This window comes from Rhizobium esperanzae (assembly GCF_002204185.1).
In the GTDB taxonomy this organism is placed as follows: Bacteria; Pseudomonadota; Alphaproteobacteria; order Rhizobiales; family Rhizobiaceae; genus Rhizobium; species Rhizobium esperanzae.
Genome location: NZ_MXPU01000015.1, coordinates 57,075 through 70,010 on the forward strand (window position 1 = coordinate 57,075; position 12,936 = coordinate 70,010).

The 12,936-nt window shown below is 61.0% G+C and carries 11 protein-coding genes; 1 reads left to right on the plus strand and 10 read right to left on the minus strand.

Going from position 1 to position 12,936, the window contains the following annotated elements; all coding sequences use genetic code 11:
- Positions 1-8: 8 nt before the first annotated feature.
- The 10 genes from glmM to ybgC all read right to left on the minus strand — a co-directional run bounded on the left by glmM (position 9) and on the right by ybgC (position 11,433).
- Positions 9-1,361 carry a phosphoglucosamine mutase gene (glmM, locus tag B5E41_RS21370; protein ID WP_011426682.1) on the minus strand — a complete coding sequence of 451 codons (1,353 nt, stop codon included), beginning with the start codon at positions 1,359-1,361 and terminating at the stop codon, positions 9-11.
- 241 nt (positions 1,362-1,602) lie between these two features.
- Positions 1,603-3,534, minus strand: coding sequence for an ATP-dependent zinc metalloprotease FtsH (ftsH, locus tag B5E41_RS21375; protein WP_064804766.1), 1,932 nt, complete (start codon positions 3,532-3,534; stop codon positions 1,603-1,605).
- Between the two features lie 97 nt (positions 3,535-3,631).
- Positions 3,632-5,092, minus strand: a complete 1,461-nt coding sequence (gene tilS, locus B5E41_RS21380) for a tRNA lysidine(34) synthetase TilS (RefSeq protein WP_088395952.1) — start codon at positions 5,090-5,092, stop codon at positions 3,632-3,634.
- Positions 5,093-5,103: 11 nt separating this feature from the next.
- Positions 5,104-6,093 (minus strand): tol-pal system protein YbgF, encoded by a 990-nt coding sequence (gene ybgF, locus B5E41_RS21385; RefSeq protein ID WP_088395953.1) that lies wholly within the window; start codon positions 6,091-6,093, stop codon positions 5,104-5,106.
- Positions 6,094-6,252: 159 nt separating this feature from the next.
- A complete protein-coding gene (gene pal, locus B5E41_RS21390) occupies positions 6,253-6,789 on the minus strand; it encodes a peptidoglycan-associated lipoprotein Pal (RefSeq protein WP_011426686.1) in 537 nt (178 codons plus the stop codon).
- Between the two features lie 152 nt (positions 6,790-6,941).
- Positions 6,942-8,252 carry a Tol-Pal system beta propeller repeat protein TolB gene (gene tolB / locus B5E41_RS21395; protein WP_064811753.1) on the minus strand — a complete coding sequence of 437 codons (1,311 nt, stop codon included), beginning with the start codon at positions 8,250-8,252 and terminating at the stop codon, positions 6,942-6,944.
- Between the two features lie 21 nt (positions 8,253-8,273).
- On the minus strand, positions 8,274-9,410 hold the full coding sequence (locus B5E41_RS21400) for a hypothetical protein (protein WP_064811270.1): 1,137 nt from the start codon (positions 9,408-9,410) through the stop codon (positions 8,274-8,276).
- An 8-nt stretch (positions 9,411-9,418) separates the two neighbouring features.
- The gene (gene tolR, locus B5E41_RS21405; protein ID WP_003542730.1) at positions 9,419-9,874 is read right to left on the minus strand and encodes a protein TolR; all 456 of its coding nucleotides are present in this window, start codon (positions 9,872-9,874) and stop codon (positions 9,419-9,421) included.
- 18 nt (positions 9,875-9,892) lie between these two features.
- Complete coding sequence (gene tolQ, locus B5E41_RS21410) at positions 9,893-10,612, minus strand: protein TolQ (RefSeq protein ID WP_004671617.1); 720 nt, start codon at positions 10,610-10,612, stop codon at positions 9,893-9,895.
- 365 nt (positions 10,613-10,977) lie between these two features.
- Positions 10,978-11,433 (minus strand): tol-pal system-associated acyl-CoA thioesterase, encoded by a 456-nt coding sequence (gene ybgC / locus B5E41_RS21415; RefSeq protein WP_064811271.1) that lies wholly within the window; start codon positions 11,431-11,433, stop codon positions 10,978-10,980.
- A 163-nt stretch (positions 11,434-11,596) separates the two neighbouring features.
- On the opposite strand from ybgC, the gene B5E41_RS21420 reads away from it, so the two are divergent.
- Complete coding sequence (locus B5E41_RS21420) at positions 11,597-12,817, plus strand: NAD-dependent epimerase/dehydratase family protein (RefSeq protein ID WP_088395954.1); 1,221 nt, start codon at positions 11,597-11,599, stop codon at positions 12,815-12,817.
- The last annotated feature ends 119 nt before the right edge of the window (positions 12,818-12,936 follow it).

Sequence of the window (12,936 nt, forward strand, 5' to 3'; positions counted from 1 at the left end):
TCGCTGGGTCAGGCAGCGGTCCGGACATTCGAGATCGTGCCGATCAGCTCGTTGACGATGCGCTCGATCTGGGCGCGGTCGTCGCCCTCGGCCATGACGCGGATCAACGGCTCGGTGCCGGAAGGCCGGATGACGAGGCGGCCGTTTCTGGCGAGCTCGGCTTCGGCATCGGCGATCGCCTTCTGTACCTGAATATCCTCCAGCGGCTTGCCGCCGCTGATGCGGACATTGCGCAGGAGCTGCGGCACCGGCTCGAAGCGGCGGCAGACTTCGCTCACGGTGCGGCCGGTGCGCTTGACCGCGGCGAGGATCTGCAGCGCCGCGACCAGACCGTCGCCCGTCGTCCCGTAATCCGAAAGCACGATGTGGCCCGATTGCTCGCCGCCGACATTGTAATTGTGCTGGCGCATATGCTCGACAACATAGCGGTCGCCGACCTTTGTGCGGGCAAGCGCCATGCCGCGTTCGTCGAGGAAACGCTCGAGCCCGAGATTGGACATGACCGTGGCGACGATGCCGTTGCCGCGCAACTGCTGGCTCTCGGCCCAGCTCTCGGCGATGACGGCCATCAGCTGGTCGCCGTCGACGATCGAACCGTTCTCGTCGATAATGATGACGCGGTCCGCGTCGCCGTCGAGCGCGATGCCGATATCGGCGCGAACCTCGTCGACTTTCTTCTGCAATGCGACGGGGCTGGTGGAACCGCAATTGAGATTGATATTGGTGCCGTTCGGTTCGTTGCCGATGGTAACGACATCGGCGCCGAGCTCCCAGAGCACGGCGGGCGCCACCTTGTAGGCAGCACCATTGGCGCAATCGATCGCGACCCTCAGCCCCTGCAGCGTCACGTCGCGCGGCAGCGTACGCTTGGCATGTTCGATATAACGGTCATGCACGCCGTCAACGCGCTTGGCACGGCCGATATCGTCGGACTTGGCAAGCTGCGCGTTCAGGTCCTTTTCGAGCAGGTCCTCGATCTCGGCCTCGATGTCGTCCGACAGTTTGTAGCCGTCGGGACCGAAAAGCTTGATGCCGTTATCTTCATAAGGATTGTGCGAAGCGGAGATCATCACGCCGATATCGCAGCGCAGCGAACGCGTCAGCATGGCGACGGCAGGCGTCGGTATCGGGCCGAGAATGAAGGCGTCGAGACCCGCAGCCGTGAAGCCTGCCACCATGGCGTTCTCAAGCATATAGCCGGAAAGACGGGTATCCTTGCCAATCACGACGCGATGACGGTGGTTGCCCCGGCGGAAGATCGTGCCGGCGGCGATGCCGACCCGCATGGCAAGATCCGGCGTCATCGGAAAGACGTTGGATTGACCGCGAATACCGTCCGTACCGAAATAGCGTCTTTTCATCTGCACTCCTGCGCTTTGGCGCGCCATTCAAGGCAGCGCATCGTTCCAAGCAAATCCGGCTCCAGTGGATTGTCGTCAGTCCAGGAGCGTGATTCATGCTTGCTTCTCTTCAGCGGAATGCCACAAATTGCGGCAATCGGCACGTAAATTAGCGAGAAAAATGATTATATCCCGTTACCAATGAAAAAGGCCGGATCTCCCATAGCGGAAATCCGGCCTGTTTTCGAGGTCGTCTCGCAGCTCAATGCGGCTGCGGTTCGAGACCGGCTTCGGGCTCATCGCCCTTGGTGGCAGGCCGCACGCCGGCCTTCGGAACGGCCGATCCACGGCTCGGCGGCGAATCGTCGCCGAGATCGCGGGAGGGCTTCTCGCCGCGGATCAGCGCCTTGATCTCATCACCGGTCAAGGTCTCGTATTCGAGCAGACCTTCGGCAAGGGCGACGAACTCGTCGTGCTTTTCCGTCAGGATCGTTCGGGCCTGCGTGTAGGCTTCGTCGATCAGGCGGCGCACTTCATTGTCGATCTTCTGCGCGGTTGCCTCCGAAACATTCTTCGATTGCGAAACCGAGTGACCGAGGAAGACTTCCTGCTGGTTCTCGCCATAGGCGACCTGACCGAGCTGATCGGAAAAGCCCCATTGCGTGACCATGGCGCGGGCAAGCTTGGTGGCCTGCTCGATATCGGAAGAGGCGCCCGAAGTGATGTTCTCCTTGCCGAAGGTGAGTTCTTCGGCGACACGGCCGCCCATCATGATGCAGAGGCGTGAAACCATCCACTTGTAGCTCATCGAGTAGCGGTCGCCCTCGGGAAGCTGCATGACCATGCCGAGCGCACGGCCGCGCGGAATGATCGTCGCCTTGTGCAGCGGATCGGCAACGGCGACGTTGAGTGCGGTGATGGCGTGGCCGGCCTCGTGATAGGCGGTGAGCTTCTTCTCCGCTTCGGTCATTGCCGAGGAACGGCGCTCGGCGCCCATCATGATCTTGTCCTTGGCGTCCTCGAACTCCTGCATGGTGACGACGCGCTTGTTGCGGCGGGCAGCCATGAGAGCGGCTTCGTTGACGAGGTTCATCAGATCGGCGCCGGAGAAACCGGGCGTGCCGCGAGCGAGAACCTTGAGGTCGACATTCGGCGCCAGCGGAACGTTGCGGGCATGCACTTTGAGGATGCGCTCACGGCCGACGATATCCGGGTTCGGCACCACGACCTGGCGGTCAAAACGGCCGGGACGCAGCAGTGCCGGATCGAGAACGTCAGGGCGGTTGGTGGCGGCGATCAGGATCACGCCTTCATTCGCCTCGAAGCCGTCCATTTCGACCAGCAGCTGGTTCAGCGTCTGCTCGCGTTCGTCATTGCCGCCGCCGAGACCAGCGCCGCGATGGCGGCCGACGGCATCGATTTCGTCGATGAAGATGATGCAGGGCGCATTCTTCTTCGCCTGCTCGAACATGTCGCGCACACGGCTTGCACCCACGCCGACGAACATCTCGACGAAGTCGGAACCGGAAATGGTGAAGAAGGGCACGTTGGCTTCGCCGGCGACCGAACGGGCGAGCAGCGTCTTACCGGTGCCCGGAGGGCCAACCAGCAGCACACCGCGCGGGATCTTGCCGCCGAGACGCTGGAACTTCTGCGGGTCACGCAGGAATTCGACGATTTCCTCGAGGTCCTGCTTGGCCTCGTCGACGCCGGCGACGTCTTCAAAGGTCACGCGACCATGCGCTTCCGTCAGCAGCTTGGCTTTGGACTTGCCGAAACCCATCGCGCCGCGGGAGCCGCCCTGCATCTGCCGCATGAAAAACAGCCAGACGCCGAGAATGAGAAGCATCGGCAACAGCGTGCCGAGATAGCTCAAAAAACCCGAAGAACCATCCGTTTCGGGACGGGCGGAAACCAGCACATTCTTCTGCTGCAGGCGATCGAGCAGGCTGTCGTCGATGACAGGCGAATAGGTCTGGAAGGTGGAGCCATTTTCAACATAGCTTCCGGAGACACGATTGCCCGTGACCACGACTTCCTTCACACGGCCCGCATCAACCTCACGCAGAAACTGCGAATAAGGGATATCGCGGGAGCCCGTCTGCGCCGGCGCCGTCTGAAACATGCTGAAAAGGGCGATCAGCAGAAGCGCGATGATCGCCCACAATGCGAAATTACGTAAGTTAGGGTTCATTGAACTCCCCAGCACTGCAACAGCCGCCTCATGGCGACCGTCTTATTAGGTTCTAACATAGGGTTCCGCCACGCTATTGCCAAGGCAATCCCCCAAGTCAGATGGTTTTTCCGTCAATACTTCTTAAAGGCAGCCCCGCATAGGGCGCCATCGCGAAAACCGCCGAAAGCCTATCGGCAAAGATGAAATCAAATCGTGTCAAAAAGCGGTCGAAGGGGGCGAAATAGGGCGTCAGTTCAGCCATCGAAGCGGATTTTGGAGATAAATAGGCTCCATCTGAGGATAAGGCGGGCGCCGAGGCGATGGCGCGTTTCCATGCCGCCTTGGGCAGATGCTTGCCCCACCCTCCCTCATTCCTGTGCTTGTCACAGGAATTCAGTGCGCCCAAGTTCTTGGGCGCACAAGACTCGTTACGCATCGATGAGTCATTCACCGCGCCGACGCGCGGTGGCTGGATTCCTGTGACGGGCACAGGAATGAGGGAGGAGCGCGTGGTCTGAGCTTCCACACTGATGGTCGTTCCTAACAGGTTTTCAACGCGGAACCTCCCATCCCAAACTCCAGCCTCCCCCGGCCGCAATACCAGCGGCATTATCCCCCGGTTCTCCCGTGCCAGATAAAGCCCGTCGCGCCTGAGATCGAACACTACCCTGCCGGCGGTCATCCGTCCCAGTCCGCTGCCGGAGGCGAATGCGAGAATACGGTCCATCTGCACCCTACCCGGCACGAACGGCTGCCCGCCGAACACCGCCGTCAGACGGCCGAGCGTATAATCGAGGACCGCACGGTCCTGCCGCAACCCCTCGGGCATCACCTGCCCAAGCACGCCGCCGTGAAGCTGGAAATGACGATCCAGCCATTCGCCGGCGCGAGACGAGAGAGTGAGCCGCTCTTCCCAGACTGCGCGAGTATCCGTCGGCATCGCAGGACCCGCAGATAGCTGCCGGCGCGTCCGCACACGCTCGTACCTGGTATCTTCATTGCTCGGATCGTCGATCCATCGCACACCCCGCGCCCGCAGGAAAGCGCGGATATCCGCCCGGGTGGCAAAAAGAAGCGGCCGCAGGATCCAGAGGCGCCGGTCGAAGAGCACGGCGTCGGCGATGCCGCTCGACAGCTGCTCCGTTCGCATCCCGCGCATCCGCAGCGTTTCGCGCTGGTCGTCCAGCGTATGGCCGGTGACGATCAGGTTGGCGCCGAGCGCTTCCGCTGCGTCAGCCAGAAGGCTGTAACGGGCCTCGCGGGCAGCGGCCATGATGCCGGTTTTCGGCTTTTCGCCCTGCCATTTCGAGATAATATGGGGAATGCCAAGGGATGCACAGAGAGCTGCGACCTCTTGCGCTTCGTCGGCGGAGCCGGCGCGTAGCCCGTGATCGACGGTGGCGGCACAGAGGGAAATTTCAAGATCAGGCGCGGCCTTCATGGCTTCGGCGAGGAGGAGAAGCAGGCCGGTAGAATCGCTGCCGCCCGAGATCGCGACGAGAATGCACGCGGGGCTTTGAAGCGACGTAAGAAACTGGACAATCGCCTCTCGAGGCGATGTGGCCTCCGAAGACATTCCGGCAGCCCTCAGCAGGCGAGGCGTTTCTGTTCGCTCGCAACCTTGCTTATGACGGCGCGTGACGCCTTCGGATAACGCTTCGAGACTTCACGCAGGGTCGCGCAGGCCGTCTCCTTATTGTCGAGGGCCGCAAGCGACATGCCGAGCTTCAAGAGCATTTCCGGCGCTTTTTCCGAGCTGCCGTATTTCTGATGCGCGTTGAGGAAAGTCTTGGCCGCCTCGTTGTATTTGCCCTGCGAATAGAGCGCTTCGCCGAGCCAGAAATTGGCGTCCGCCGCCCGCGCACTGCTCGGGTAACGGGCGATGTACTGGTTGAATTCCTCCTCGGCCGTCCCATAATCGCCTGACAGCACGTGGCCATAAGCGGCCTTGTACTGATCCGCCTCGCTGCCGAGCGAGGCCGTCTGCTGCGGCGTGCCGCTGTTGGCTCTGGGAATCGGGCCGGAACCGATGGTGGCATTTTCGTCGACGCTTCCGCCGATCGGATTGCCATTCTGATCGAACTCGATCGAGCCGAGCTGCTTCGGCGGCTGGCCGAGGCCGGTATTATCAGGCACGTCGGTGGAGGGAGCCGTTTCGGCTCCCTGCGGTGCTTGGATCACTCTTGCGACATCATCGCTTCCCGACGCTGCCGGAGCGGCATCGCTCTCGCTCTTTTTGACCGGAGCCTTGGCGCCACCGCCGCCGGCGCCGGTTTTTTCGAGCTGCTGGAAGCGGAATTCATTGTCTTCCTGCTGCTTGCGGATCGTCTCCTGCATCTGCAGGAGCTGAAAGCTCATCTCCTCGATTCGGCCGTTCAGCTGCCGCATCTGCTCTTCGAGCTGCTGCACACGAATCTCAGCGTCGCCGCTCTGCACCTTGACGACAGGCGGCGCTGCCTGGTTTTCCGCCGATCGGCCGCCGAGGTGCAGCCCGAAGAACGAGGCCGAATACGCCGCTCGTTCGCTCCCGGTCATAGCCGCCAGGCACAGCATGCCTGCCACGACAAGTTTCTTCATATGTATCGTCCTGTCCCAGGTGATTCTTCGCGCCTTGAGGCACGAACAGGAGATTTTTCCAATTGCTGTCAAAAAGCAACGGAGTCTGGCCAAAGTGTGGTCAAAAAGAAAGGCGGCCCCTGATGGGACCGCCTCCGTAAAACCAATTATAGCTGGGAATTACATGCCGGCGCCGCCGAGCACGGTGACCGCGCGGCGGTTCTGCGACCAGCAGGAAATATCGTCACAGACGGCGACGGGCCGTTCCTTGCCGTAGGAGATCGTCTTCATGCGCTGCGCCGGAACGCCGCGCGAAGCGAGGTAGTCCTTGGTAGCAGCAGCGCGACGCGCCCCGAGTGCCAAGTTGTATTCGCGGGTGCCGCGTTCGTCGGCATGGCCTTCAACGGTGATCTGGTAGTTCGGGTAACGACCGAGCCACTGTGCCTGACGGTCGAGCGTCTGAGCGGCATCGGCGCGGATCGACGTGGAGTCGGTATCGAAGAAGATTCGGTCGCCGACATTGACCGTGAAGTCCTGGGTCGAGCCCGGCGTCGCGGCGCCTGCGCCGAGGCCCATGTCGCCGGCGCTGTTCGGCATGCCGCCGTTCTTCTTGTTCGCGCAGCTTGCAAGCGCGAGACCGGCCAGAAGCGCGATCATGACGGGGTTGCGGGCGAAATTCTGCATACGGCTCATTGCCGGGGTATGAATTCGGCTCATGGCCGGTCTCCTTGCGAGTTCATCAGGGTTTCCGGACAGTAACCGCACTCGGTTAACCGCCCCTCAAAGATTATGGTTAACAATTTACTGATTTGTCCCGTATCGCCCGGTTTCCACGACTTTGAGGCGACATGAAGGCATTGATGCACTCGCTACTCCAGCAGCGGCGACCAGGCGGGGTCGGAAGCATAGCTCGGCGTCTTCACAAGCTGCTCGTTATAACCGGTCAGATCGATCGAGTAGAGCTGCGGACCGCCTGCGCCCGCCGCCTGGCGGAAGAACATCAGCACGCGGCCGTTCGGCGCCCAGGTCGGGCCCTCATTGTGGAAGCCGGATGTCAGGATGCGCTCGCCCGAGCCATCCGGCTTCATTACGCCGATCGAGAACTTGCCGCCGGACTGTTTGGTGAAGGCGATGAGATCGCCACGCGGCGACCAGACCGGCGTCGAATAGGAGCCGTCGCCGAAGGAAATACGGGTTTGGCCCGAGCCGTCGGCGTTCATCACATAGATCTGCGGCTTGCCACCGCGGTCGCTTTCGAAGCTGACGCGCGCGCCATCCGGCGAATAGGAAGGCGACGTGTCGATCGCCGCCGTCGAGGTCAACCTTGTCGTCGTACGCGAGCGCAGGTCCATCGTATAGATGTTGGAATTGCCTTCCTGCTGCAGGCTCATGATCACCTTCTGGCCATCCGGTGAAAAGCGCGGCGAGAAAGTCATGCCCGGGAAGTTGCCGACGACCTCGCGCTGGCCGGTTTCGAGCTGCAGCAGATAGACGCGCGGCTGCTGATTGGCGAAAGACATGTAGGTGACTTCCTGCCGGCTCGGCGAGAAGCGCGGTGTCAACACGAGGTCGCTGCCATCGGTCAGCGTCCGCACGTTGAAACCGTCCTGGTCCATGATCGCCAGCTGACGCTTGCGCTGCTGCTTGGTGCCGGATTCGGAGACGAAGACGACGCGAGTGTCGAAATACCCCTCTTCACCGGTGATCTGCTTGTAGATTGCGTCGGCGATGATATGGGCGACACGCCGCCAGTTCTCCGGCTGCGTATAAAACTGCTGACCAGTCATCTGCTGCCCAGCGAACGTATCCCAGAGACGAAATTCGGCACGAAGGCGACCATCGGCTTCCTGGGTGACACGGCCGGTTACCAGCGCCTGGGCATTGATGACCTTCCAGTCTTCGAATCGCGGTGCCGCGTCCGGATTGGAGATCTTCTCGATAAAGGCCGTCTTGTTGATTGGTGCAAAGAGACCGGATCGCTGCAGGTCGGCAGCGATAACCTGCGAGACCTGCGCGCCCATGTCACCTTGTAGGAAGTCCGTCACGGCAATCGGCAATGGCTGGACGTTGCCCTTGTTGATGTTGATCTCGACCAGCGCATTCGCCGGTGTCGCGAACGCAGCAATGGTCATGAGACCGGCAGCGACGGCGATCGCGCGGAAGAAAGAACATTTGTTCATGGAGTAAAAGCCTTTCAGCATTTAAATTCCCAGATCACTCGGGTCGAAGTTAACGACGACTTCGCTCCAGGCATCGTATTTGTCTTTTGGAAGGGAGGAGAAAGGTGCCGATTTCATGATGGCGCGGTAGGCGCCGCCGGCGAGCGCCCGGCGCGTCGACTCGTTATCACCACCGACTGCCTCGACCTCCGGCTCGCCGACAATATTGCCATCCTGGTCGAGGTTCATGTGGACCTTGATGCGAACGTCGCTCATGCCTTCCATGCCGGGAATGACAGTCCAGTTGCCGGCGATGGCGCTCTTCAGGGCGTCCATCTCGCTCATGGACAGCTTGGAACCGCCATTGCTCTTCTTGGCACCCAGCGATGCCTCCTGCGTCGAGCGCTTGGCGCCGCCGGCGGAAGGGTCGGTTTTGTTCAGCAAGGCGGAAATCTCATCCGCATTGAAATCGCTTTTCATCGACGAAGCCGATTTCGCCGTTTCCTGCTTCTGGTCCGCCTTCTTCTTCTCGGTCGGCTTGTCAGCGGTCTTCGGCTGATCCTGCGCCTTTTCCGGCGGTTTTTCGGCGGGCTTTTGCGGTTCCGGTGGCTTCACCTGAGGTTTCGTGACAGGGGTAGGCACGTTATCAGGCAGCGCCTCGGCTTCCGGCTTTGGTGGCTCTTCAGGCTTGGCCTGTTCTTCGGGCGGCTTTTCCTCGGGCTTCGGCGGCGTCACTTCGGCGGGCTTCGGCGGCGGAATAGAGGCGACCTCCTTCGGCTGCTCGACTTCGGTGTCTTCCTTGACGATTTCTTTGACGTCATTGGGAGTAGGATCGGTCTTCGGCTGTGGCTTCTCGCTCGAATTCGCGGCGGCAGCTTCCGTATTGCTCGGCTTGGCGTTCGGGACCGGCGGCGTCTTCAGGTCGACATTGTTGTCGCCGGCATTTTCGGCCGGCTGCGCGATCGGCGGCCGGGTCGTCGGCACAGGGGCGGACGTCTCCTTCTTCGGAGCCTTCTTGTCGCCCTGCTGCATCTGGGTGATGGATTCCACCGGCACGAGATCGACCGGCATCGCCTCGAAATCCTCGACCTTGAAGGATTCCGGCGCGCTCAGAGACACCATCGCCCAGGTGAGCACCAGGCAATGCAGAACAGCAGATGTGACGACGCTGGCCTTCATTTTGAGCGCTATTGGTCCTTCTTCTGCTGCGTCACGAGGCCGATATTCTTGAAACCGGCTCCCTGGATGCGAGCCATCACGTCGGCGATGACGCCATAGGGCGCCGTTGCGTCGCCGCGCACGAAGATGCGTTCATTGTAGCCGGTGGTAGCGATCGCCTCGAGCTTGGCGGCGATCTCCGCTGCCGGGATCGGCGTTTCCTGCAGGAACACCTCACCGTCGTTCTTGACCGAAATCGTAATCGGCTGCGTCTCGGAATTCAGCGCCTTGGCCTGCGTTTCCGGCAGGTCGATCGGCACGCCGACAGTCATCATCGGTGCGGCGACCATGAAGATGATCAGAAGCACGAGCATGACGTCGACGAGCGGCGTCACGTTGATTTCGGAAATGACGGCCCTGTTCCGACCGCCGCGACGGCGGCGTCCGCCGCCCCCGCCGCCATTGCCTCCAACAGCCATACCCATCTGAGAATACTCCGTTGGTTACTGAGCAGCAGCGCGCGGCTGCAGCTTCTCGTCGATCTGGCGCGAAAGTATGGCGGAGAACTCGTCCGCGAAACCTTCCATGCGGGCAGAGAGCTTGCCGGCATCGGCGGAGAATTTGTTGTAGGCGATAACAGCCGGAATAGCGGCGACGAGGCCGATCGCGGTGGCGAGCAGCGCTTCGGCGATACCGGGTGCGACCACCGCGAGGTTGGTCGACTTCGAGCCGGCGATCGCCTGGAAAGAGGTCATGATACCGACGACGGTGCCGAAGAGACCGATGAACGGACCGGCCGAACCGATGGTCGCGAGCGATCCCAAACGGGCGCCGAGATATTCGGTTTCACGGGCGAGCGTTACGTCCATGGCGCGGTCGATACGCATCTGCAGGCCGATCGGCGAGCGGGCGCCGCGTTCGAAGGATTTCTTCCATTCGCGCATGGCCGCGACGAAGATCGACGCCAACCCGGTATTGTTGCGCTCCGACAGCGAGCGGTAGAGTTCTTCCAGCGACTGGCCCGACCAGAACACCTGTTCGAACTTGTCGAACTGGCGCCGTGCGCGGCCATAGGCCAGATACTTGTCGATGACGATCGCCCACGTCCAGACCGAGGCCGCGATGAGCCCGAGCATGACGAGCTTGACGACGATGCCGGCCTGCATGAAAAGCGACCAGAGGCTGACGTCCGTCGTGGCTGCTGCCAATCCTACTTGTTCCATTGATCCAAAATCCCCGAATCCAAACGCCCGGCGCTGGACCGGGCGGCACAAAATGATCTCGCAAGAAGTGTCCGGCGACCGCCGCCCAAAGCCCTGGTCAAGCTTCCAAGCTCTTCTTCCGCCTTCTTGCCGTCAAATTTGGTCAAAGGAAGGCGTGCACCGCACAAACTCCGACTTTCCCAGTAAGACACTATTATGGTTAATAGATCGTTAGTGCCGGACTATGACAGCAAGCCTGCGTTCGGGAGATTTTGTTCCATGGATTACTTGACCGGAACATGGTCCGGCTGCCGAAAGAGCGCTCATCCTGCGGCGCGGGAATTCCTTCACATAAAGTTCAAGTTTTGACAAGGCCTGATTCGGAACTACAGAGGCTGGCTTCCTTCCAGGAATTTTGCCGCCAGCGTTTCCGGCAACCGCCGCGGCCGCCCCTTGGCGTTGATGACGGCAATGATCACCTTGGCCGCGATCAGCAGGGTTTCACCTGAACGGATCTGCTGGTTGAGCACCATCTTGGCGCCTCCGGCCCTTTCCGTATGCGTCAGGATCGTCAGCACGTCATCCATGCGCGCGGGGCTCTTGAAGTCGATCTCCATCCGGTGGACGACGAAGACGAGGCCTTCCTCGTCGGCGCTGACGAGCTCGCGCTGCTCGACGCCGAGGCAGCGCAGATAGTCGGTACGGCCGCGCTCGAGGAAGTGCAGGTAGCGAGCGTGATAAACCAGGCCGGAGAAATCCGTATCTTCATAATAGACCCGCTGGATGAGGCGGTGTCCCGCCTCCGTCAGCTCTCCCGAAATGGAAAAAGGGCGTTCCGTCATAATTTTCTCCAAAGTGAGGTGCCCTCTTTGGCGCAACGCTTCGCGACAGGCAAGCATTGAATGCCCGGCCGGCGGGCATTGAATGCGCCGCAGTCAGGCATTGAATGATTGTCATAATTCTTAACTATTCCCGATAATAAGCGACCGATCAGGAGACGATGCGATGAAGATTGCGGTTATGGGCGGAGACGGTTTCATTGGTTGGCCCACCTCGCTCCACCTTTCCGATGCCGGTCACGACGTCCATATACTCGACAATCTCTCGCGCCGCTGGATCGACACCGAACTCGGCGTTCAGTCGCTCACCCCGATGGATTCGATCCAGGAGCGCACGCGGATCTGGCATGCCGAAACAGGACGCCGCATCCACTTCAACCTCATCGATCTCGCTAGGGATTACGAGCTTCTGAAGAAATGGCTTTCGGAACACCGGCCGGATGCCATCATCCATTTCGCCGAACAGCGCGCCGCGCCCTATTCGATGAAGAGCGACCGCCATAAGAACTACACGGTGAACAACAATGTCAGCGCCACGCATAACCTCCTGAACGCGCTGACCGAGCTCAATCTCGACGCCCACCTCATCCATCTCGGCACCATGGGCGTCTATGGCTATTCGACGGTCGGCGCTGCTATCCCCGAAGGTTATCTGCCGGTCGGGATCGAGACTGCGGACGGCGAAACGGTCAGCCAGGAGATCCTCTACCCCTCCAATCCGGGCTCGATCTACCACATGACCAAGTGCCTGGATCAACTGCTCTTCCAGTTCTACGCCAGGAATGACGGCCTGAGGATCACCGACCTGCATCAGGGCATCGTCTGGGGAACGCATACCGAGCAGACGCGCCGCCACGCGCAGCTGATCAACCGTTTCGATTATGACGGCGATTACGGCACGGTGCTGAACCGCTTCCTCATTCAGGCAGCGATCAGTTATCCGCTGACGGTGCATGGCACCGGCGGCCAGACCCGCGCCTTCATCCACATCCAGGATTCGGTGCGCTGTATCGAGCTGGCGCTGAAGAACCCGCCCGTCCGCGGCGCCCGCGTCGAGATCTTCAATCAAATGACGGAAACCCACCGGGTGCGCGACCTCGCCGAGATGATCGCCAGGATGAGCGGCGCCAAGATCGCCTGGCTGCCCAACCCGCGCAAGGAGGCCGCCGAAAACGAGCTGATCGTCCGGAACGAAAAGTTTCTCGATCTTGGCCTCGAACCGACCACGCTGGAAGCCGGGCTGCTGGGCGAAATCGTCGACGTGGCGAAGAAATTCGCCTACCGCGTCGACCGCTCCCGCGTGCCGGCCATCTCCGCCTGGACCAAAGACATTGCGGCGACGATTGATCACGATCCGGAAGGGAAGCGGTTGAAGTCGGTTTCGTGAGTGCTGAGCGATGACGAAGGCTAGAAAGGCCGCGGCTTGCTCCCTCTTCTCCCCAGCGGGGAGAAGAGGCATGCAGCAACGCCTTGCCGTCTCTCCTCCGCCGGAGCAAGACATATCGA